Raw genomic sequence first — 22881 nt, forward strand, 5'->3', positions numbered from 1 at the left:
AAGCAGGGTCAGCGTCAGGGCGAAAGACTCGGACATCGCCTCGCGGCCGGAGAGTTTCCAGAAGAGCAGCCCCTCGACCGGGAGCTGGACGGTAATTCGGTTGAGCATAATCGATATTCCGTAATGTTTTATGCTAAATAAATGTATCAACAAAGACGAGATTTCTGACAAGACGTTTTGGGATATGCACAAGTCACCGTCTGCTTAATTTCGATACCGCTTTTGCCTTTTCAAAGATTCATTGTCTTGTTCATATTGATATATCCACAGGGAGTAGATCTTAAGAAACTCTGAGAATATAAACAAAACACTATTCAGCCAGACGTTCTGGGCCCCCGTGAGGTTCAACAACAGCGGAAAAAGGGTCACCGAACACCGGAAAGAGATCAGGCGGAAAACTTCCTGGCAGAGCGCCAGTTTGCTCGCAAAAGGCTTCCCTGTCAGAAAGCACCATGCTGAGGCAAAAAGCGACAACAGCAACAGGAAATCGAGAATAAAGAACAGCAGCAGAACGCTATACCCACCACCAGAAGGCCCGTTTCCTGTCGCAATGAAGGAGAAGATATCGGATACAAAGGGGACTCTGTCATGGCGTACAGACTGCGCACAGTAGATCGCAACAGCCAGCGCATCCATCGTTCCCCAGAAAATGAAAACCTGTTTTTTAACAGTCATCATTGCTTAAGGAAGCTCACGGTTTAACGACATCACTGACTCACCGGCGCGGGAGGCCATTTACCACCATGCTGAATAAGCGCGTCCTTAATTTCAGTCAGTTTTTGATATTCGTCACTGCCCTCTTTCGCCCGGTTCAGATAACGCTGCAGCTGGTTGGCCATTGTCCAGCCATTATCCGCCTTGATCTCAGCGTTTGCGCCACGCTCCAGCAAAAGCAGGACATGGTCGTAAGAGTGAAAATCCAGCGCGGCGATCAGCAACGTATTACCCAGTGAGTTGGTGATATTGATATCCGCTCCGCCATCAAGCATCGCCTGGAGCGTATCGGTGTTTTTTGCTTCGAGGGTTTCGAAGATAATCGGTTCCCCAAACGTTTTGTCCTTCGCATCCGGCGGTAATCCGCCCTCCAGCATCGCCTTTATCCAGACGCCGCTGTCCGCTTTCAGGACAAATTCTGCAGGACTGCTCTCCCCCCGAGGTCGTGGCTGCAGTGGATCTGCCCCCGATTTGACCAGCGCGGTAATAATCTTTAATTGATCCGGTGTTTTCTTATCGTTAATTGAATTCATCACCGCCCAAAACAGCAGCGTCATGTCCTCTTTACCGGGCGTATTAAGGTCGGTTTGCGAAGCGAGCTTAACAACTTCATTCACCTCACCGGCCTCAATGGCACGCGCTAAGGTGAGCTGCTGTCCGCTGAAGTAATTGTCTGGTTTCAAATCCATATTTTGCTTGCACCCCTGCACCATTAACATTAGACAAAGCGCTATCCAGCCAGTAATCAATGATTTCACGCGCGACTCCCGATAATTGCGATGTCTTCATCTTTCTGTTGCTCAATACAGTTAATCGCCTGATCGATGCCATGGCGATCGAGAGCGCCTCCCGTTCCCCCCGGAAGGTCGTGTGCAATTCCGGCAGCGTCAGGCATGACGGCAGAAAGCTCTTCTTTGGCTATCAATGCCGGCACGTGTCCTTTAACCGTTTTGAAATCTTCCCAAAGGTTAACTTCCTGAATTTTTGTTAGCAGTTCACCTTCAACCCGGTAAGCCTGAATATTTTCCGTACTGCCCAACAAACTTCCGCCGTATTTCTCTACGGTCCCAGGATGCAGTCCGGCCGCGTTGAAGGTCCATCCCGGCATACCGCTGGCCATCGAGGTCGCAGAGGCTAATCCTCCCCCCAGCGAGTGACCCGCGATGTCCACTTGTTGTCCGGATTTAGAGAGTTGTTCGCCTAGCCCCACCGCTCTTTTGTAATAATCTGACGCCATGCCAAGCCCTTGCGCACCGTTATTTTTCCAGTCAGCCATGTTTTTCATGGGGAAGAATTCAGGTTGCCGTGATCCTCTGAACACTAACGTTGGATTCATATCGCGACCAAACACCTCAGGATCGGGTTGATATACGCGGGCAAGAAAATCAGGCGAGGCTGTATTGTCAAAAAGGGCTTTGCGGTTTAGCCCAAGCTTCTTCAGCGCGGCGGCATCATTACTGATATCCTTCCACCCCTCCGGTACCCCCGGCGTGGTTTCCAGCGGGTTTACGGTTTTATAAACATTTTCCGCAAGCTTCGCCTTCTCAACCGCAATGTTATTCGCCGCTAACCGCTTAGCCGCGATCTGCGCATCCGGATAGAGACTGTTGCTGCCCTTCGCAATCAGGTCCTTACGGGCCTGCCAGCGTTCGGCTTTGGTCATATTCTGCAACTGAGAGGCATAGGTTTTACCGTCTTTACCCGGCGTTGGCTGGTCAGGCACCTGCGCCGCTTTGGATTTCACCACCTGCGTCGGCAGCTCCGTTGGCGCAGGGCGGGAACCATAGGTGCGCACCATCGTTTCGTAACGATCGACGATATTGCTTACCGGGTACCAGCCCAGCCCGGTGAGCGAGGCGGCCTGAAGCCGCCCCTTTGCATTGATGTAAAAGATTTCCGTTACCGACGACCAGCTGCGAAAACTCTCGTCAATCGCAACGATCCTGCCCATATCGAGATCCTGTGCAATCAGCTTGCGCGTATCGCGCCCGGACTGATAGGGATTTGCGCCAGTGATGGATCGCAGTAAATCGTAGCGCGTGAAGAGTGAGCGCAGCGAATGGTCTGGCACCGACATAATCCACTGCCCGGCGACGGACGGGCGGATAATTTTCGCAAAAAGCGCTGGCGCAACGTTCTCGCTGAACAGATAGACAAACTTAATGTTATACATTCGCTCCGTCCTGTACCGGCCTGACTTACGGATTCACCAGCCAGGTGCCCGGCTTAACGATATCCAGCGTCTGGCTACGCGTTCTTCCGTTGCCCTGCAGTTCAATCTTCGTCTCACCGGCCGGCAGTTTGAGCGACGCATAGCCGTTATTTGCCGGACGCAGCGCTTTAGGCTCACCGTTCACCTTCAGCGTTTCGCCATCGAGAATACGGATATAGACCAACGCAACCGGGCTCGCAACAGGCGGTGGCGTTTGTTGCGCTGTCGCTGGCGCAGTGGCCTGCTCGCTCACCGTCGCCGTTTCTGGCTTCACCTCTGGCGCGTTTGCGGCGGTTTTAGCCGGACGCGTCTCTGCCGGTGCCTGTGCAGCCTGCTCGGGCGCATCGTGGCCGCCGCTGAAAAGCATGGCGCCGGCGACAACGCCCACAAGCACGCCCGCGGCAACCATGCCCGGGATCTTGTAACGACGCCAGTCGAGTGCCGACGCCGGTTTTTCCTCTTCCACCGGGACCAGCATCGTGCCGGGCTTTTTCGCCGTCAGCACGTCGTTAATCCCGGCAACCGGCATCTCAATCAGCGCGGCGAATTCGTCAATAGACTGAGGACGGTCCTCCATGTGCAGCGCCAGCGCGCGGTCAATGGCCTGCAGCAGCGGAATGGAGTAGCCCTGCGGCATGATTTCCACCAGCGGCTTACAGGTGTCCTGAATGGATCGCACCACGCTGACCGGCGGTGGCGATCCCACGATCAGGGTACGCAGCACGGCGCCGAGGGCGTAAATGTCGGTCCACGGGCCCTGCTCGCTTTCGTTGTCGTCGGTGTACTGCTCAATTGGCGCAAAGCCCGGGCGCAGCATGGTTTCGGTTTCATCGGAGAGGTTACCGATGGTGCGACGCGCGGAGCCGAAATCGAGCAGCACCGGCAGGCCGTTATCCTGGATCTGGATATTATCCAGAGAGATGTCGCGATGCAGGTAACCTTCGTCGTGGATGGTCTTGATTGCGCCAAACAGCATCGGCAGCGTACGGCGGATCCAGGCTTCGTTAATCAGCTCCGGCTTTTCTTCGCGCAGGCGCGACAGCGTGGTGCCGCTATAAAACAGCGTCCCCATGTAGGCCGTGTCGTTTTGCACCCAGAAGCGCAGGACGTGCAGCAGGTTCGGGTGGTTAAAACGCGCCAGCAGACGCGCCTCCTGAATAAAGCTGTTCAGCCCGGCGGAAAAGGCTTTGCCAAAGCGCTCACTGCGCAGCACCAGGGTCATGTCGTCGCCGCGTACGGCGAGCGAGGAAGGCATAAATTCTTTGATAGCGATAGTGCGTTCGAGCTGGTGATCCCACGCGCGATAAACGATGCCGAAACCGCCGCCGCCGATCACCTCTTTGATTTCAAACTCATTGAAGCGGTACCCGACCGGGAGCGCGTTTGGGACAGTCCGATTGTTATCATTATCCGTCATCTTTTACAGTTCTCTTGATGATTATTACGCGGCAAACTGACAGTGAAACTCGCCCTGCTCACAGGTCACATGCAGACGTCGGAACTGCTCGTCGCTGCGGCTGGCGGTAAGTAAAATCTGGCTCATCTGAGGCAGCAAGGTATTGGTCAGGATCGCATCCACCATGCGGCCGCCGGACTCCACCTCGGTACAGCGCTGAACAATCTGTTCCACCACGCTGTCGTCAAACTCAGAAATGATGTTGTGATTCTCTTCCAGGCGACGCTGGATGCGCCTGAGCTGCAGGCGAACAATCTGCCCCAGCATCTCGTCGCTGAGCGGGTAATACGGCACCACCAGCAGACGGCCCAGCAGCGCCGGTGGGAACACCTCCAGCAGCGGCTGGCGCAGCGCGCCGCTTAACGCCTCCGGCTCCGGCATCAGCTCCGGGTCGGCACACATGGCGCTGATCAGCTCGGTGCCCACGTTAGACGTCAGAATAATAATGGTGTTGCGGAAATCAATATGGCGCCCTTCGCCGTCTTCCATCCAGCCTTTGTCGAAGACCTGGAAGAAGATCTCATGCACGTCCGGGTGCGCTTTTTCAATTTCGTCCAGCAGCACCACGCTATACGGGCGGCGACGCACGGCCTCGGTTAACACACCGCCCTCACCATACCCTACGTATCCCGGCGGTGCACCTTTTAAGGTAGAGACGGTGTGTGCTTCCTGGAATTCACTCATATTGATGGTAATGACGTTCTGCTCGCCGCCGTACAGCGACTCCGCAAGCGCCAGCGCGGTTTCCGTTTTGCCGACGCCGGACGGGCCGCACAGCATAAAGACGCCCACCGGTTTGTTCGGGTCGTCCAGCTTCGCACGGGAGGTTTTCACCCGGCGGGCAATCAGATCCAGCCCGTGACGCTGGCCGATGACCCGCTGGTTCAGCGTGTCGGCAAGGTTCAGCACCGCGTCGATTTCGTTTTTCACCATCCGGCCCAGCGGGATCCCGGTCCAGTCAGAAACTACTGCCGCAACCACGTTTTCATCCACCGCGGCGAACAACAGCGGTTCGTCACCCTGTAAGGTTTTCAGCGCCTGCTGCTGCTCCGCAAGCTGGTCGTGCAGCCCGGCGCTCTCTTCATCACCGGCCGCAAACAGCGCAGCACGCAGGCGGATAATCTCCTGCACCAGGCTGCGCTCTTCCTCCCAGCGCTGGGCCAGGGCGTCGCGTTTTGTCTCATACGCGTCACGCTCTGCGCGTAAGGCCGTTACGCGCCCGGCGTCACCAGCCCCCACCCGCGCTTCGCGTTCGGCAATCCCGATTTCTACGTCCAGCGCGGCAAGATGGCGCAGGCAGTCTTCAAGCTGCGCCGGCGGCGCGCTCTGGCTGACCGCGACGCGTGCACAGGCGGTATCGAGCAGCGCAACGGCTTTATCCGGCAGCTGACGCGCAGGAATATAGCGATGGGAGAGTTTCACCGCGGCGCTTACCGCTTCGTCGAGCAGCAGAACCTGGTGGTGCGTCTCCAGCGGCGATACGGTACTGCGCAGCATCAGAACGGCTTTCGCTTCGTCCGGCTCATGAACCTGCACCGTCTGGAAACGACGGGTCAGCGCCGGATCTTTCTCGATGTATTTTTTGTATTCCGCCCAGGTGGTCGCCCCGATGGTGCGCAGCTGACCGCGCGCCAGGGCGGGCTTCAGCAGGTTGGCGGCGTCGCCGGTGCCCTGCTGGCCGCCTGCGCCAATCAGAGTGTGGATCTCATCGATAAACAGAATGATCGGCGTAGCGCTGGACTGCACTTCATTGATTAATGCTTGCAGACGGGCCTCAAATTCGCCCTTCATGCCCGCGCCGGCCTGCAGCATGCCGATATCCAGCAGCCACAGCTGTATATTTTGCAGCGGCTCCGGTACGTCGCCGTCAGCGATACGCAGCGCCAGCCCTTCCACCACCGCCGTTTTACCGACCCCGGCCTCCCCGGTCAGCAGCGGGTTGTTCTGGCGGCGGCGCATCAGAATATCGACCATCTGGCGGATCTCTTCATCACGCCCGACAACCGGGTCAATCTTCCCTTCACGGGCGCGAGCGGTCAGATCCTGACCGTACTGGGCCAGCGTCCCCTGAGCGGCCGGAACCGCCCCCGCCGGTGCGTCAACCGTGGCAGCGGCCTGCTGCGTCTCTTTGCTGTTGGCGCAAATGGCGTCGAACTGCTCAATCAGCACCTCGACGTTAAGACGGGTAAACTGCGCCGAGATGCTTTTCAGCACGTTGGCCAGATTCCAGGTTTTCAGCAGGCCGATCAGCAAATGGCCGCCGCGAATACGGCTGACGCCAAACTTCAGCGACCCGTAGACCCAGGCGCGCTCCACGGCGCTGTCGATATGTTCGGAGAGATCGGAAACAGAGCTCGCTCCGCGCGGCAGGGCGTCCAGCGCGGCAACGATATCGCGCGTCAGCTGCTGTTCGTCGAGGGCAAAGTGGCGGATGACCTGCTGCAGATCGCCATCCTGCTGCTGCATCAGCTGATGCAGCCAGTGCACCAGCTCCACATACGGGTTGCCGCGCAGCTTGCAGAAGGCGGTGGCGCTTTCCAGAGAGGTAAATAACAGCGTATCCAGTTTGCCGAAAAGCACGGCACGGCTAATTTCTGACATGTTAGTTTCCATTAACAATGATTCGGTATACGGAAGGATTACCGCTCTGCGCGATACACCAGATCGCCACGCGGGACAGGCTGAGGTTGATGACCCAGCCAGGTGTTATAGCCTAATCGCCCGGTACCGCCGAGCGAGGTGCCCTGCACCGCGTCTTCGCGCAGGATCACCCGTGTTTCCCATTCAAATTCCACCCCGGCATACTGGCGCACCCAGTCGCGCAGTTCGGTGACCCAGGCTTCGCCCGGCAGGAAGCGGTTGTACTCCTCCGCGCTCAGCGGGCCAATCTCGATGCGAAACTTATGCTGCACGTCGCGTACCGCAATGCCCAGAAAGGCGGATTCCCCCAGGCGCGGCATGCGCCGACCGGCTCCCAGCTGTGCCTGCTCGCGCGCGGAGAGCGGCATCCACTGCGGGACGTTGCTCACCAGTTTGACCGGTGCCTTAAAGTAATGACGCAGGATCTTTTCCAGCCCCTCCGGATCCCGCCCGTGACGGGTCAGGTGCCCGGCGTGGGTAAAGCGGGCATGCGCGCTGAGGCTGCCTTTGTTCATCTGACCCGGCTGTCCCATCCCAATCAGCGACGCCAGATACCTCTCAAAGCGCCTGTTGTCGGCGCGATCAAGGGAGACGGCGGGCTGTGCATCCGCCCAGGCGCGATAAAACAGCAGCGTCAGGCGATGATGGAACAGATCGGCAAAGGCACTCAGGCTGCTGTCCTGATGATGATGAATACGCTCGCGGGCGTACTCCGTCATGTGGACCGGTAGCGGGCCGTTCGGGCCAAACAGGCCGAAGCTGAGGATAGATACCTCATGCAGCCCGCTCCCTTCGCGCTGACGCACCTGCGCCACCGTGGAAGGCGCAAAGCTCATCGACGGCTGCTGGCCGATGCGTAATGGCTCAAATTTCGGCAGCGGCGCGCGACCCAGCGGATAGCGCTCGCCGCCCTGGGCATCAATCCGTCTTAACAGCTGGAACAGATCGTAGCGCCACGGCGTTTCGCGAACGCCGCGCCAGAAACTGTCCGGCAGCGGCGTGAGGCGGTGTACGCGCAGCGGTGCGGCAGCAACGTCACTCATAGCAGTGCCCTTTTACCCATCCGCGGTGCCCAGTAGCCGATCTCGCCGCGCTGCTGGCTCTTGAGGGTAAATTCCGTGAAGCTGTTAATGGACACCAGCCGGGCAAAGAGACGCTCCAGCACGCTGCCGAAAAGCCAGGGGCTGGCACCGGAGAACGCCCGCTCATCTACCGTCAGGGTAATGCCAATCCCGCGGGCGAAAACGACCGGGCCAGGCTCCGGCACGCGGCGGTGAACCGGCTCCAGCACGCAGTGTCGAACCCCTTCCACCTGACGCGCAACTGGCGTCTCAGCCAGGTTGGCATACAGCCCTAACAGCTGACGCAGCGCGGCTGCGCCGTCTTCGTTATCGCTGTCCATCAGGCTGAGGTAGTTCATCTGCAGCTGGCTGATGAGGCGCCAGGTGCTGAACCCTTCGGCCAGCGCCGGACGCGGCGGCGTCGGGCCTTTACGCAGGGTCAGGGATTTCACCGGCATGGAGTCAGCCATAATGAACTGCCCGAGCTCCTGCTGCAGCATCAGCGGCAGGTCACGGCTGGTGCAGAGCACCTCGGCAGAGATATAGCGCAGGTTCTCCTGCCACGGCGCGTGCTGTTCATCCACCAGCGACACAAACACCTCTGAACCGATATAGCCGGTACGGGTGCCGTAACGCAGGGCATGTTCAGAGAGCACGCGCTGTTCCCGGCGCAGTGAAAAATAGGCCCCGTAGTTGCCCGCGTCCCCGCTCCAGGTGCTCCAGAAAGGACGAAACGTCTGGTCGTCGCGCTGCCCGTCGGCGCTGCCGTAGATTTTATTCACCGCGTAAATTTCATAATCCAGCGGGCGAATGTTATCGACCACCAGATGATATTCGTGCTGGCCTTCATTCAGCTTCTGCCGGGCCGCCACCTTCGGGAACAGGTTGATCACCGGCGTGCAGTGCAGGGCCAGATGGCTGGTGTCGACCACGCGCTCCAGCTGTTCATCCGACTTATCCAGCAGAATGAAGATATCGAACGCTTTTTCGCTGTCACAACGCTGCACAAGCGTGCTCAGTCCGCTGAGGCTGATAAAGCGGAAACGGGCCGGGAAGGCGAAATACTCCTGCAGCAGACGGTAACCGTCAAAGTTGCGCAGATCGTCCGGGAGCAGCGCCTGATCCGGTTCAAAGCCCTCCTGGCGCAGCGCATCCGACGGGAGCAACTGCCGCTGCGGATGCGGGCTGACCGTCTGGCAAACGATCCCGGCATGGTGCTCCATCACCAGCTCCAGCAGCTTCAGCGCTTCAATGTCCGGACCGCTGAGAAAAAGCGCCAGCCGGTCGAAGTCCAGGTGCCCAAGGTTTTGCGGGCCGTCGCAGGCAATACGGATGCGTAGAGCGCTGTTGATACCGCGCTGGCTCAGACCCAGCTGCGCCAGCGGCAGATCCGCCGGAACGCCGCCCAGCTCAACCTTGTCGATTTTCAACGGCAGCAGATTGACCTCGTGCGCCGTGGTGTAGCTGCAGGTTACGCCGGTTTTCTTCAGCGCCAGGCTGTCCATCATGGTGCCGCGCGGCACAATGAAGCCGTTGCTCAGATCGCCACGGCTGCTGTCAGGTTCAATTTGTGCAATCGCTATCGAGGGGGTCGGCGCAAGGTAGTTCGGCGCAATCATCTCCAGCAGACGCTGGGAGAAACGCGGAAACTCCGCATCCATTTTCATCTGCACGCGGGAGGTCAGAAACGCGAACCCTTCCATCAGGCGTTCAGTATACGGATCCGCCACTTCGATGCCGCGCATGCCCAGCCTTCCGGCGACTTTCGGGTAGCGTTCGGCAAACTCGGCCCCCATTTCGCGCAGGTAAGCCAGCTCACGGTTGTAATAGTCGAGCAGTTTACTTTCCATGATTACCCCGCATCTTTCAGTTCAAAGTGGCCGTTTTCCAGATCGACATCGGTGCGAAACAGGAACTCCAGCGGGTACGGCACACACCACAAACGCCCTTTTATCTCGATGGAGAGCACGTTGTGCAGATCCAGCGAGGAGGTATCCGACACGCAGCGGACCTGCAGCCCCTGCGGCAAAATACGCGGTTCAAAATTGATGATGGCCTCGGTGAGTTTGCGCTGAATGTCATGCCATTCGATATCCGACATGCGCTTCCCGGCCAGCGGTGCAACGCCGAAGTTCACCACCGAGCGGCTCACGTGCGGCAAGGCGCTCAAATCGCCGGAGGCGTCATGGTTGATGGTGTTAAACAGCCACTGCAGATCCCGCAACACGTTGCGGCGCAGCGCGGCGTGGGTAATCAGGTTGCTGTTAGCCGGCTCGCGTTTTTTCTCCGGGTCGTTATCGGTGAGACGATCGAGCAGCGAGGGCTGCATTTTGTCGCGCGCCCCCACCTTCTCCTGCTTGCTGCGGGCTTGCCAGCCGCTGCGCAGCAGATCGCCTTCGCCAGCGGGATTACTCATCGGCTCCATCCGTTGCAAACGTCACGAGGCTTAACGACAGCAGCGGGCTTTCGCTTTGCTCGCTCAGCCAGGCCTTCTGCCCCATTCCTTCGTACAGGGTGCCGTCATCGTCGAGCGGGCGCCAGTCGGTGGTACGCCCCAGCTTGACCGCATCGGAGGCATCGGCCGCAAACGGATAGCGCGCCGGGATCTGACACACCTGTTCCGTACCGTCGGTCAAACGCACCAGCGCATGACGCCAGACCAGGTCAGTTACGCTGGCTGGGGCCTGGAAACGGATCTCCGCGATAGCGTTAAACGGCAGCCAGAAATAGCGGCCGTTAACCAGGGTTTCGCAGACGGGGCCCAGACGGGCATCGCCGTCCATCAGCCATTCGAACGCCTGCGTCTCTTCGTTTTCGAAGGTCAACTGACCGGCGTTCGCCTGTGCCTGTTCAAGGGCTTCCAGGCGGAGCGCGTGGGCGCGTTCGTCGCTTTCGTTAAGCGCTGCGGCAAGCGTCGCGAGCCACGGCCACTGGGTTTCAGGCATGGCAGGACGCAGCGCACCCGCCATCACCTGCGCGCGCTGCAGTTCGCCCTGAATGGCCTGCTCCAGCAGCGTGACGGTGGGCTTCGCCTGAGGCTTCAACGCCAGCCAGCTCTTCAGCTGGGTCAGGGCCCGCGTCCAGTTGCCGCTGAGGGTTAAAAACTGCACGAACGCGGCGCGGAGATCGGCGTCTGCCGGACGGGCTTTGATTTCGGCCTCCAGACGCGCCAGCGCCTCGTTGAGCGACTCACCCGCCAGGTGTTGATAGAGCGTATTCATAGCCATTCCTTAATTCGCCGCGCGCCATGCGCCGACTGCCGGGTCGCGCAGCTGCGGACGCAGGGTGTCAATCAGCACGATATTCAGCGGAGTGCCGGGCGCAACCCAGGCGCTCCACGTTTTTTTCACCGCGGCGATACGCGCCTGCAGTTTTGCATCGTCGCTGGCGACTTCGCGCGAAATTTCTACCGCCACCGTGCCGTTGCTCTTCCAGCTGTTCAGGGCGTCATCGTAAGGCAGGATCATCCAGCTCTGATCGCTGTCAGAGGTGCTGAAGACCATGCGCTCTTTGTTGACGGAAGTGATCAGGGCGTTTTCCGGGTCGGCGTTTTGGTTCAACCCGGTCACCGGGAAGCCGTGAATGTAGGTCACGGCCATCTCTTTCTGCCCGCCGTTGTGTGACTGGGAGATAACGGTGTGTCCGCTCAGCCAGCTGCCGTTACCGCAGCGGGTGGTCTCAGAATCCGGAATAAAGAGCGCCGGTGCGGATGCACCACCTTCCCAGAAGGTGCGCAGATGGCAGCCGTCCTGAAGGGTAAACTCCTGCCACGGCGTGCGGTCGGCGGGCGCAGTCTGGGTAGCCACATTCTGGTCTGGCGGGAGTAATGCGCCGCTGGCAGCGGTTTCGGTCGCGGCGGGCGCAGCCTGCGCCTGTTTCACCACCAGCGCCCAATCCTGCGCTTTGCCTGCCGTGCCCTGTGCCAGCGTCGTGCCCGCCGGATCGTTGAGCGTCCAGCTGAGTTTATTGAGTTTGCTGCACTGGTGCTCCAGCAGCGAGCCAAGACGCGGGACAAAGTTTTCCAGCACAGAGACGTCTTTCTTGCCGTTCGCCACGATACGCAGCGCCACCTCTGGCTTACACCAGCTTTGCGGGGTGTTGTCTTTGATGTTGTCGATCCAGATATCCAGCTTCTGCGCAGGAGACTGCACGATGCGGAAATTCTCAGCCTGAGCGGTGGAGGTCACCACCAGAAGTGCCAAACCCGATAGCCAAAGTTTCATAGCGTTCCTTGTGTGTCTAATCAGTTCCGCAGGGAAGAAATTGTGCTGCATCAGAGAGGGTGTGCAGCAATGTTGTATCCTGAGGGTTGCCCATCCATACCGCCAGGGCGGTATAGTTATCCTGAGCATTCCCCTCCTGTTCGCCATTCTTTTGAATGATTTGGTTCATTAAGGTCAGCCACTCCTGCGGCGTATTGACCATATGCAGCGACTGCTTCATTTGCTCTTCGCTGACGCCGTGCCAGAAGCCGTCGGTGCACAGTAAGAACGCATCGCCGTCTTCAACCTGCACTACGTCGCTATAGCTCGCTTCTGGCCCACCGTTTTCAATCCCCAGCGCCAGATACAGCAGGTTGCTGTTCAGGTTATCGGTCTGGTGCCCGGCATCTTTCATCTGCTGCACCAGGCTGTGGTCGGTGGTGACGTGCCACAGCCAGCCGCGACGAAACAGGTACAGGCGGCTGTCCCCGGCGTGCGCCCAGTAGGCCAGCCCATAATCCCGGTCAATGAACAGGCTGACCAGCGTCGTGCCCATCCGGCGGTAGTCCTGCACGGCCTGCTGTTCGCTGAGAATGGTGCGATTCGCGGTCTGCACGTAGTCGCGGATATGCTGCGCATTAAGGTGTTTGTTGCCATCGAAGCGGGAGATAATGCTGTTGCGGGCCAGTTCAGCGGCCACCTCCCCGCCCGGCAGGCCAGCGATGCCGTCGCAGACGACAAAGCAGGCTGAGCGTTCCCCAATGGTTTCTCCCGTCTGATCCTGGTTACTGGCGCGCGTCCCCTGGCGGGAGAGAGAAGCCGTTGCGATATTCATTTGTCTTCCGATCCGCTCTGTGAGTCTTTGTACTGATTCACCTCCATGTCATAGGCATGAAGGAAAGCTTCGCCAAACAGGGTGTGGAAGTCATCCTCGATCTCACCTGCCGTCTCGCCGTAGCTGCGAACAAAATAGTCCCACAGGGCGGCTTTGCGGCTTCCCGGCAGCGCCAGGCGAGAGGTCATGCCGTTCTGTTTCGCCTGCTCTTCCAGCTGTTCCGGGTTAAAGGACTGGAGCATCGCGGCAATAATGGCGCGAATACCGGAGATCATCCCCAGCTGGTGCGCCTGCAGATCGATCAGCGCGTCGCGCACGGATTTCGTCGGCGGCATAAAGCCCGGCATGGGGGTACCGAACATCTGGATGAGGACGGTTTTCCCGGTCGGCAACAGCTTGAACGGGTTGTTAGCGTCGTCCAGCACCATGGTCATGTCGGCTTTGACGCCACGCTTGAGGATAGAGCGCGAGGAGAGCAGCGCCACGGTTCCCTGGGAGAACATACCGAGGATCTGCCCCAGCTGACGCATGTTTTCCCGGTCAAACTGCGGCACCGGCTGCATTTCGCTCAGGCCCATACCTTCCAGCAGCGCCTCCAGCAGCTCGCCCTGCAGCACTTCGCCCTTCTCACCGTTGTTCGCCGTGGCGCCGGGTGAGGCGGCGTTATTGACCGGATCGATACGCAGCCGTCCCTTAGGCGCCTGACTGCTACTGCGCGCAACGGCCTGCGGTGTAGGCATAGTGAAGCCTGCGTAATCCTGTCGCGGGGGTGCTTCTTCAGCTCGCGGGGCTTCCTGCGGTTCAGGGGCAAACAGCGGGGACCCGGCCAGCACGTCCTCCTCCGGCTCAGGTTCCGGCTTGGGCTCCGGCTTCTGGTCGGCAATCTCGTCCGGATGAGTTAACGGCGCCCCGCCCATCAGCCCGAGCGGGTCATCATTGCGTGCGGCTGGCGCGCTGGCCGCCCCCCCAAACAGGGCCAGCGGGTCGAGTTCATCCGTCGCCTCTTCTGCTGGCGCGGGTTTGCTCTCTACCGGTGGCACCAGGGTTGAAGGGGTGACGTCATCAAAGATGCTCTCTTTTTTGAACAACGCTTCATCGCTGAATAAGGTGTCTGGATCGACGTTCTTACGCTCAAGCTTCGGATCGCTGTCATTGAACATCGCCAGCGGATCTTCGGCGTTACGCTCCGGTGCGGCGGGCTGGGAGAAGGGATCGTGAGACGCCGCAGGCTGCGGTTTCGTCCGGTTGCGGGAGATGCTGTCGGAGATGGAGAACTCCTGCATCAGGCTGTCCCAGATTTCCGACGGCACGGCAGTTGGCTCAGCCCTACCGCGCGGTGCGGCGCTTGCCGGTTTCGGCTGCGCAACCGGTGCTGGCGCAACGGTCGGACGAGCCTGCTGCTGCATGCTGGCGGCCATGCGGCTCACCGGCTGGGTGTCATGGATAAGCTCGGTCACTTCGATGCGGTAGTCATCAATGCCGAGAATGTCGCCATCCTGCAGCTCAACCTGACGGCCCCGCTCCAGCGGAATGTCATTTAATACCACGCGGGTGACGCTGCCACGGTTGGTGACGCGGCATTCGCCCTGGGCGTCAACGTGAACAATGGCCTGCAGACGCGAGATGGTGCGGTCATTGTCCGGCAAGACCAGATTGTTATCCGTACCGCGCCCAATGGTGCCGCCCGGGGCGTAAAAATCACAGCTGCTCTGCGGCGGCTGATGACCGGGTTTCGTAGAAATAATCGTGAATCGCATGGCGTATTCCTGCTGGTATGATTAGCGCTCAAACGCTGCCGCTCTCGGGGGTGAGAACGGCGGCGTTTGGGGGTTAAGCCTACAAAATCAATCATAAAGACAATGAAAAATTATATCTCATTAATACTCGCCAAAATTAAAAGCAGTATAAAAATAACCATAGTGAATTTAATTTTTTTGTCATATGAATAAACCCAGAAGAGTTCAAAGCCGGACAAAACATCATGACATGCATGAGATTGAAGCCTTCGAGAGTCGGTTAGCTTAACGCTTTTTCCCCGTAATAACCTTGCTAAAATTGTGATACGGAAACCGAACCCCCAGAACCCCAAGCCTTCCCAAATTTGATAATCTTCCTTCCTTAATAATCTGGCTTGCGTTAATGCATTATATATTTCCGAAACTTCACCCGAGTGCTTTCGATAATCAATATAAAAAGTAACCATCAGGATTAAGAACAGAGCAAAAAGAGAAATCACAAAAATGGAGAAAATATCATTAGCAATCATATCATTCCCCACTGAATATTAAGATACCGTTCTTCTCGCCAACAAACCAATCTACTTTCGTACCTCCAGCAGCGCCAGCAGCACCTATGATTAATCCGTAAACAAGCGCTCCAGCCCCGGCAGTCGGGACACCTAATGATTGTTATCCGTTGAGAAAGTGAATACAAAAACTATTTAATGAAGGTTATAAAATATAATCCAACAATGAGCCACAGAGTGAATATTAACGCCTGTATTTTATAACGACGATGTAACTTTAGCATCCAGCCAATTCTTTCGTCCGGCAACGACTGCACGTATTGATATGCTTCTTCCTGCACCGGTCTTCCGTATGTAAACTTCATTCTGATGCCTTTATAAAGGCGTACAAACCAGATTATTTTTTGGTAATTAGCCAATGAACCAAAAAAAGAAGCATAATTTGTCACAAGATCCAGATCATATCCTTTGCGCCGGTAGTCTGAAAGTAGCTGGTTATAGTCAGCTTCGTGTTTTTTGAAGTAACGAGAACTGAATAATTCCATAACTACAACAATCAAAAACAAAACAACAACAAGAAACAATAGTAAATAGTCCATTTTCACCATAAATTAATTTCACGGTTGCAGGCTCTGCATTCGTCCTGAGCATCATCGCGAACAGTGATCTGCAAATGCAAGATGGTGCGGTCATTGTTCTATAACACCAGATGTGGTGCCCGGGGAATATAATTAACATCTGCTTCGCAGCGACCGATATAATTACACTCAAACGCTGCCTCGCTCGGGGCGAGAACGGCGGCGTTTGGGGTTAACACATTCTATTCAGTCTGCGTAAGCTTAAACTGATCTGAGGGACCTTCTTCTAAGATGAAACGAGCCGCATAACGAATAGAATCGTTTTTCCCTGCCCCTTTCAGAGCAACATCATATTCTCCCGCTTGCCACGTAATCCCCGTCCACTGATGACATTGTTGAACCGTTAACGTCACCTCAGGGCTAAACGTTGACGGCGGTGATATCGCCTTCCATTCATTTCCCGCGCGTTTCATTATGGTGGGTGAATGACTGGTGACAGGCGCGTCTACCCCAGAGTTAGCAGGAATAGCAAAACAGGGCTCGTTGTTCTTTAGCGTAACCGAAAGCGACTGATATTGTGCCGGATGAGACACACAGGCGTTCGCCATTAACGTGACAGCAAACACACCGAATAACTTTTTTATAACCATGCCCGCCGATCCTGAGGGCTTTTGACGTTGATAAAGACCGGGGAAAATTCCCCGGCCACATGCGCAATTACGCTTCTTTGTTCTCTTTGATGTTCCAGCCAGCGCTGCTTTCAGCACCTTTACCACCAGACGTGGTCTGCTCCCAGTACTGCTGTTTCACTTTCGCAGCCTGGAATGCATAGGTCACACCAACGGTATCGCCGTTGTCTGCACCGGTGTACTGAACAGACGTGACCAGCACATCTTCCAGGGTGATGCGGGAGTATTCCACCTGCTGGCCACCGGCTTTACAGACGGACAGCTCAACTTTGGTCAGGTGTTTACCGCTGGCGCAGTGTTTCAGGATTGCTGTGGTGGATTTGTCGATCAGGGCGTTAACGTGCAGATCGTTAAAGTTAACTTTACCGGCACCGCCGCCACCACCAACGCTCATATTACCAGGCTGGGAAGCGCCCCAGGAGAAGGAGGTAATATCAGTCCAGCCGGTGTGGTTAGAATCTTTAGATTCGCCAGTAACACCCTCGACCTTCAGAAACATATCAATAGCCATAATATCTACTCTTCGTGGATGAACAATATTGCTTTCGAAAAAGCACTTATATGGCAAACAGGAAAGCATGGGGCTGAATAAAACCGTCCATATTTTACCTCTGCCTCATATCAAATGACCCGTGTCATTTGACAGTCTTACATTCCCCCTGAATGAACGGAAAGAATGTGAAGTCTTTTACTACTGCGGGTTATCCTGAATCCAGGTACGTTCAGGATCGCCAATGATGACTTGCGGAACCAGTTTGTTCAGTTCGTCGCTATGATAAAGACGTAAACAGTTTAAGGTTACGCCTTTTATTTTTTGAGAACGCTCGGAGTGAAAGCTGTTCTTTTCGTCTTTATATTTTTTTATAACTGCCTCAATTTTCTCCATGCCATTTTCAACATCGAAAGGCATCCACTCCAACAGTGCGCTTGCACTGAGTCCTGCATCAGCAGAAAACTGAGCATCTTCATCTGCCACCTCAGCAAGACAGCGTGCCAGAACGTAATCTTTCATTACCTGTCTGTAAGTTTGCTGATGAAAGAATTGAGGGTAGGTATTAGCAGAATAAGATGTGCAACTAGTCAGAAAAAGAAACAGGCAAAGCGTTTTTTTTATCATGGCGATATCTTTATTTACGCTATAGGGTTATCTCAGTTCCCAGAACCAAATCTCTTTGCAGTCGGTATAACAATCGGAATTGCACTGCATCATGTTATCCCCTACCGGCTCCAATAGGTCGATGTGTCCACCGTTGTAATTAGTTATACGGTTAAAGAAAATCACACCTTTACGGTTACGAAGTTTTTGACCTGCCTCACGAATATCAGTATAGATTTCTGCCTTGCCAAACACACTCGCTTTATAGAGTTGGTCAGCTAAAAGCTTCGCACCAGGTTCAATTTTTTTACCCTTATATGGTCCATTCTTTATAGCCAAACGTCCTTCAAATTTAACATCACACTTTAAGAGGGCGAGACTCATTCGCACTGCGCAAGTATTCATATACCCAGGATTGGATTTGATGAGCACGTTTGCGTCGTAACCTATTTCGTTAAAGAGATCATCCCGAGGGACATAACCAGGACGCGCTTCGTTAGAGGAGTAATGTTGTGCTTTTAACTGTGCATACAACGGTTTCATGGTTGAACTCCTTTTTTGCACGGTAAATCCTGCGCCAGAGCCTCGGTGATTAACGACACTGCAGCTTCTTTCTTACGGTTTTCAGGCAATTTTCTGAAATAGCTATAAATGCTCTCTCGTAATGAACCGGGTAAGGCGACCGTATATCCACACCAGGATTTGCCCTCCGTCGCATCCATTACCCCAAGCAGGTACATATTCGCCTTAAGCTGCTCCTGCTCGTTATCTTTTGCGAGCCACGCTGCAAGAAACTTTTCTCCGCTCATTCGTACATCATTACGGGACAGCGTATTAGGGTCGCGTAGAAGATTTGATGAGTCATTCTGACCATTAGCAGCCCATAGTGGCGCAGCTCCCAACAGACCGGCAAACAGCAACGTATGTAGGGTAAGTAACTTCATTGTTTCTCCTGCTCCAGATTAGATTTCTCTTTCAGCTTAACTAAACGTGGTCAGTGAAGGATTAACAACACTTTTTGATTTTCTCACCGGCAGCGTATATGCACATCGCGAGTGCAATACATCCGACAAGCCAAAGTACATGCAATATTGCTCTCAAAACACCCTGTTGCCAGTCAAAGAACAATAGGTAGTAAATACATGTACTAAAAAAGACCATTGCCGACATCAAAAGCAATAAATAAGCGATGAAATAGATAATGAATTTTTTCATCAATAATTCCCTTCAAATTCATTATCTGTTTCATATACAGCGTCATAGCTGCCGGCCCTGACGGACCGGCAGCTATTATCACGCGTCTTTCGTCTTCAGCGACGGCAGTTTAGACACCAGACGCAGGGACACAGTCAGCCCCTCCAGCTGGTAGTGTGGTCGCAGGAAGAACTTCGCGGCGTAGTAGCCCGGGTTGTCTTCAATTTCCTGCACCTGCACTTCCGCAGCCGCCAGCGGTTTGCGGGACTTGGTCTCCTGGGAGGAGTTCGCCGGGTCGCCGTCCACGTAGTTCATTACCCAGTCGTTCAGCCAGCGTTCCATCTCCTCGCGCTCGCGGAAGGAGCCGATTTTGTCACGCACGATGCACTTCAGGTAGTGAGCAAAACGGCAGCAGGCGAACAGGTACGGCAGACGAGACGCCAGGCGCGCGTTAGCGGTCGCATCCGGGTCATGGTACTCCGCCGGTTTTTGCAGAGACTGCGCGCCGATGAAGGCAGCGAAGTCAGAGTTTTTGCGGTGAACCAGCGGCATAAAGCCGTTTTTCGCCAGCTCGGCTTCACGACGGTCGCTGATGGCGATCTCGGTTGGACATTTCATGTCCACGCCGCCGTCATCGCTCGGGAAGGTGTGGCACGGCAGGTTTTCCACCGCCCCGCCGGACTCCACGCCGCGAATCGAGGTGCACCAGCCGTACTCTTTGAAGGAGCGGTTGATGTTGGCTGCCATCGCATACGCGGCGTTCGCCCACGCGTAGCTGTTGTGGTTCGCGCCGTCGGTCTGCTCTTCAAAGTCAAAGCTGTCGACCGGGTTAGTGCGAATCCCGTATGGCAGGCGCGACAGGAAGCGCGGCATCACCAGGCCCAGATAGCGGGCATCTTCAGATTCACGCAGTGAACGCCAGGCGGCGTACTCGGTGTTCTGGAAGATTTTGGTCAGATCGCGCGGGTTGGCCAGCTCCTGCCAGGACTCCATCTGCATCACGCCCGGTGCGGTACCGGTGATGAACGGACAGTGGGCCGCCGAACCGATGCGCGCCATTTCACCCAGCAGCTCAACGTCCTGCGGGCTGTGGTCGAAGTAGTAGTCGCCGACGATGCAGCCAAACGGCTCACCACCAAACTGACCGTACTCCTGCTCGTAGATTTTCTTGAAGATTGGGCTCTGGTCCCAGCCCACGCCTTTGTAGCGTTTCAGGGTACGGCCCAGCTCCTGCTTGGAGATGCTCATAAAGCGGATCTTCAGCATCTCGTCGGTTTCAGTGTTGTTCACCAGGTAGCTCAGACCGCGCCAGGCGCTCTCCAGCTTCTGAAACTCTTCGTGGTGAATAATCTGGTTTACCTGCTGTGACAGCTGCTCATCGATACCCGCAATCAGGTTCTGAATGGTGCGGTAAGTATCGTTTGAGAAGGTGACGGTATTTTCCAGCGCCTGCTGCGCCAGGGTTTTGACCGCGCTTTCTACGGCGGAACGCGCCTGGTCGGTTTTCGGGCGGAACTCTTTGTTCAGCAGCGCGCTGAATTCATCCTGGCTGAACGCCTGACCCGCCTGCTGCTCATGTTGTTGAGTCTGGTTGCTCATCGATTATTCCTCGCTACCTTTCGCGCTTTCGTCATTTTTCGGCAACTGGCTCAGGGATTTGAGCAGTGTCGGATCCTGCAAAATTTTAGCGATCAGCTCTTCCGCACCGTTTTTGCCGTCCATATAGGTCAGCAGGTTGGAGAGCTGAGTACGCGCTTCCAGCAGCTTGTTCAGCGGCTCGACCTTGCGGGCCACCGCATCCGGCAGGAAGTCGTCCATGCTGTCGAAGGTCAGATCGACGTTGAGCTTACCTTCGCCGGTCAGGGTGTTGTCCACCTGGAACGCCACGCGCGGCTTCAGCGCCTTCATGCGTTCGTCAAAGTTATCGATGTCAATTTCGAGGAATTTGCGCTCATCCACGGCCGGCAGGTTTTCCACCGGTTTGCCGACCAGATCGGCCATAACGCCCATCACGAACGGCAGCTGAATTTTACGTTCTGCACCGTAGATCTCTACGTCGTACTCGATCTGCACGCGGGGGGCACGGTTACGTGCGATGAATTTCTGCCCACTGTTACTCATTGCCATGATGTTCTCCATCAAAGATGCGCGGTGAAGGTGAAACGGCAGGCTCCATGCCTGTCGTCATAATGCCTGGACGCGTTATTCGCGGCGTCCAAAGATGTTTTCCAGTTGGTTAACGCCGTCTGGCGCCAGGTCGCGAATAATGTCCATAAAGTTAAGTTCTGACAGCCGCTGCACCCGTTCAATCATCAGCGGTGCGGGGTGGCTCGGTTCGTACTGTGCAAAATACTGCTTCGCTTTTTCCAGCATCAGCTGAGCATCGGCGCGGCTGGTGACCTGCACGCTGCGCCAGTCGGTGACCTGCTGGACAGGCTGCGCGGCCATCGGCTGCGAGGCGGCGGGCTGTTCAGCCTGCGCCTCACGGTTTGGCAGCAGCTTGCTGATGTCGGTCACCTGACAGGCGCTGGCCACCAGCCCCACGGTTTTCAGCAACTGCTCCATCTCCGGCACGCCGCTCTCGCCGAGATAGCCGGTGAGCAGCTCGCGGATCGCCAGCAGCCGTTCGTTAATGACGATAACCGCTGCGGTTCCCGGCTGGTCGCCGCGGGAGAGCTCGTCAATCAGCCTTGGACGGCCACCGGGATAGTCCGGACACTCCGTCTTACTGCCGTCCAGCAGCGCCTGGGCATCACGTAGCGAAATTTCATCGCCGTTTGAACGCAGCAGCGAGGCGTTGCGCACCGCGACGGTGAGTTCAGACTTGTCGCTCAGCCCCGCCAGGGCGTTAATGCGGTAAAACGGATCGGTTTCGCCATACTCTTCCAGCAGCGGATAGAGCGGCTCCCAGTAACGGGTGATCGCCTCCTGCACCAGCAGTAATCCGTCAGCGTAACCGGCCAGCCCGCGACGGCGTGTCCAGGCATGGGTTAACGCCAGCAGCACGCGAAGATCTTTGGTGCGGGTCAGCAGGCTGGTGGCGAATTTTTCCACCGTGTTCCAGTCCGCTGGCTCTGCCGGGATAATGGTGTCGCCAAACTGCTGTTCCGCTTTCCCGAGGCTTGCCTGGTTCATGCTCTGAAAATCAGCATCGTACTCCAGGTTTTCGCCGCAGGGCTTGTCGGGGCTTATTGGCGCGAGAAATTCTTCGATATTCATAAGATCCCTGCTTATTCAAACATGGGCGGATAGAGACCGTGACGGCCCGGGCGGGCCCCCCCTGCCGGATCGAACAGCAGGGTGAAAAGCTGCCCGGTAAAGTTACCGCTGTGAACGTGGGTGTACAGCGGGTAACCGTCGCAGCGGTTGGTCCACCAGTAGCTGGTCTGCCGAAGGGGATCAAAACATTCTGCCGCCTGTGGCCAGCCCAGGGTGTTCTGGCCGTCCTCGTCATAACCGATCACGTCAAGGATGTCGGAACGCTTTTGCGGCTCGACGGGCTGCGGCGCCGGAATGGTCATCAGCATTTCATCCAGCTGCGAGGCGGAAAAACTGTTGCGCACCGCGTGCAGACCCAGGCGCCCAATCTGCTGGTACCAGCTCTCAGCCTGGCTGAGCAGGCTGGTCGACCATTCAGACGGGGCGAAGCTCAGCTGCAGGCACACCGGGTACTGGCGGCCAACGCTGTCGCGGCCGGGCAGCAGACAGCCCATCTGGATCATCTGGCTGCCCAGCATCGGCGGTACAACAAAATTCCAGACCGGGGCTTTGTGAAACTGGCGCTCGCCGCTGCGCTGCTCTTCCTGTTGCCAGGCCAGCAGACCGACCTGAAACCAGTGCGACCACTGGCGCTGTAAGGTGTCAGGAAAGCGGCGCTGCAAAAAATCTCCGGCGCTGGGTAATTTGCCATACCAGCTGTAGCGGTTCATCGCAGGGGTATTCGTCATACGGCTGTCCTT

The 22881-nt window shown here is 56.5% G+C and carries 23 protein-coding genes; all 23 read right to left on the bottom strand.

Annotated features, from left to right (window positions below; translation table 11 throughout):
* Window positions 1-204: 204 nt before the first annotated feature.
* Window positions 205-678: a hypothetical protein gene (locus EKN83_RS12750; protein ID WP_255220597.1), complete on the bottom strand. Its 474-nt coding sequence runs from the start codon at window positions 676-678 to the stop codon at window positions 205-207.
* A gap of 29 nt (window positions 679-707) precedes the next feature.
* Window positions 708-1433 carry an ankyrin repeat domain-containing protein gene (locus tag EKN83_RS12755; RefSeq protein ID WP_286089153.1) on the bottom strand — a complete coding sequence of 242 codons (726 nt, stop codon included), beginning with the start codon at window positions 1431-1433 and terminating at the stop codon, window positions 708-710.
* A gap of 35 nt (window positions 1434-1468) precedes the next feature.
* Window positions 1469-2887, bottom strand: a complete 1419-nt coding sequence (locus EKN83_RS12760) for a hypothetical protein (protein ID WP_025760028.1) — start codon at window positions 2885-2887, stop codon at window positions 1469-1471.
* Between the two features lie 25 nt (window positions 2888-2912).
* Entirely contained in the window at window positions 2913-4343 is a 1431-nt protein-coding gene (locus EKN83_RS12765; RefSeq protein ID WP_126801069.1) for a serine/threonine protein kinase, read from the bottom strand.
* 24 nt (window positions 4344-4367) lie between these two features.
* Complete coding sequence (gene tssH, locus EKN83_RS12770; RefSeq protein ID WP_126801070.1) at window positions 4368-6983, bottom strand: type VI secretion system ATPase TssH; 2616 nt, start codon at window positions 6981-6983, stop codon at window positions 4368-4370.
* A 38-nt stretch (window positions 6984-7021) separates the two neighbouring features.
* Window positions 7022-8065 carry a type VI secretion system baseplate subunit TssG gene (tssG, locus tag EKN83_RS12775; protein WP_025760031.1) on the bottom strand — a complete coding sequence of 348 codons (1044 nt, stop codon included), beginning with the start codon at window positions 8063-8065 and terminating at the stop codon, window positions 7022-7024.
* On the bottom strand, window positions 8062-9933 hold the full coding sequence (tssF, locus tag EKN83_RS12780; RefSeq protein ID WP_126801071.1) for a type VI secretion system baseplate subunit TssF: 1872 nt from the start codon (window positions 9931-9933) through the stop codon (window positions 8062-8064). Before tssF ends, tssG begins: the two co-directional genes overlap by 4 nt.
* A 2-nt stretch (window positions 9934-9935) precedes the next feature.
* Entirely contained in the window at window positions 9936-10499 is a 564-nt protein-coding gene (tssE, locus tag EKN83_RS12785) for a type VI secretion system baseplate subunit TssE (protein ID WP_025760034.1), read from the bottom strand.
* On the bottom strand, window positions 10492-11304 hold the full coding sequence (locus EKN83_RS12790; protein WP_095450121.1) for a type VI secretion system accessory protein TagJ: 813 nt from the start codon (window positions 11302-11304) through the stop codon (window positions 10492-10494). The genes tssE and EKN83_RS12790 overlap by 8 nt, the downstream gene beginning before the upstream one ends.
* 9 nt (window positions 11305-11313) lie before the next feature.
* Entirely contained in the window at window positions 11314-12306 is a 993-nt protein-coding gene (locus EKN83_RS12795) for a hypothetical protein (RefSeq protein WP_126801072.1), read from the bottom strand.
* Window positions 12307-12322: 16 nt separating this feature from the next.
* Window positions 12323-13120, bottom strand: coding sequence for a PP2C family protein-serine/threonine phosphatase (locus tag EKN83_RS12800; RefSeq protein WP_025760036.1), 798 nt, complete (start codon window positions 13118-13120; stop codon window positions 12323-12325).
* Window positions 13117-14877, bottom strand: a complete 1761-nt coding sequence (gene tagH / locus EKN83_RS12805; protein WP_126801073.1) for a type VI secretion system-associated FHA domain protein TagH — start codon at window positions 14875-14877, stop codon at window positions 13117-13119. Before tagH ends, EKN83_RS12800 begins: the two co-directional genes overlap by 4 nt.
* A 110-nt stretch (window positions 14878-14987) precedes the next feature.
* Window positions 14988-15386: a hypothetical protein gene (locus tag EKN83_RS12810; protein ID WP_126801074.1), complete on the bottom strand. Its 399-nt coding sequence runs from the start codon at window positions 15384-15386 to the stop codon at window positions 14988-14990.
* Window positions 15387-15556: 170 nt separating this feature from the next.
* Window positions 15557-15973: a hypothetical protein gene (locus EKN83_RS12815; protein WP_126801075.1), complete on the bottom strand. Its 417-nt coding sequence runs from the start codon at window positions 15971-15973 to the stop codon at window positions 15557-15559.
* 212 nt (window positions 15974-16185) lie between these two features.
* Window positions 16186-16593: a hypothetical protein gene (locus EKN83_RS12820; protein WP_126801113.1), complete on the bottom strand. Its 408-nt coding sequence runs from the start codon at window positions 16591-16593 to the stop codon at window positions 16186-16188.
* Window positions 16594-16660: 67 nt separating this feature from the next.
* Complete coding sequence (locus EKN83_RS12825; protein ID WP_008502640.1) at window positions 16661-17143, bottom strand: Hcp family type VI secretion system effector; 483 nt, start codon at window positions 17141-17143, stop codon at window positions 16661-16663.
* Between the two features lie 180 nt (window positions 17144-17323).
* The gene (locus EKN83_RS12830) at window positions 17324-17746 is read right to left on the bottom strand and encodes a T6SS amidase immunity protein Tai4 family protein (protein WP_375166478.1); all 423 of its coding nucleotides are present in this window, start codon (window positions 17744-17746) and stop codon (window positions 17324-17326) included.
* Between the two features lie 30 nt (window positions 17747-17776).
* Window positions 17777-18271 carry a T6SS effector amidase Tae4 family protein gene (locus EKN83_RS12835; protein ID WP_025756842.1) on the bottom strand — a complete coding sequence of 165 codons (495 nt, stop codon included), beginning with the start codon at window positions 18269-18271 and terminating at the stop codon, window positions 17777-17779.
* Entirely contained in the window at window positions 18268-18672 is a 405-nt protein-coding gene (locus tag EKN83_RS12840) for a Rap1a/Tai family immunity protein (RefSeq protein ID WP_260591257.1), read from the bottom strand. Before EKN83_RS12840 ends, EKN83_RS12835 begins: the two co-directional genes overlap by 4 nt.
* 349 nt (window positions 18673-19021) lie before the next feature.
* Window positions 19022-20521 (bottom strand): type VI secretion system contractile sheath large subunit, encoded by a 1500-nt coding sequence (gene tssC, locus EKN83_RS12845; protein ID WP_013096181.1) that lies wholly within the window; start codon window positions 20519-20521, stop codon window positions 19022-19024.
* A gap of 3 nt (window positions 20522-20524) precedes the next feature.
* Window positions 20525-21049, bottom strand: a complete 525-nt coding sequence (gene tssB, locus EKN83_RS12850; RefSeq protein ID WP_008502644.1) for a type VI secretion system contractile sheath small subunit — start codon at window positions 21047-21049, stop codon at window positions 20525-20527.
* 75 nt (window positions 21050-21124) lie between these two features.
* The gene (gene tssA, locus EKN83_RS12855) at window positions 21125-22141 is read right to left on the bottom strand and encodes a type VI secretion system protein TssA (protein ID WP_094919229.1); all 1017 of its coding nucleotides are present in this window, start codon (window positions 22139-22141) and stop codon (window positions 21125-21127) included.
* An 11-nt stretch (window positions 22142-22152) separates the two neighbouring features.
* A complete protein-coding gene (gene tagF, locus EKN83_RS12860; protein ID WP_025756847.1) occupies window positions 22153-22869 on the bottom strand; it encodes a type VI secretion system-associated protein TagF in 717 nt (238 codons plus the stop codon).
* Between the last annotated feature and the right edge of the window lie 12 nt (window positions 22870-22881).

The organism is Enterobacter sp. WCHEn090032 (assembly GCF_003986875.1).
Taxonomy (GTDB): Bacteria; Pseudomonadota; Gammaproteobacteria; order Enterobacterales; family Enterobacteriaceae; genus Enterobacter; species Enterobacter sichuanensis.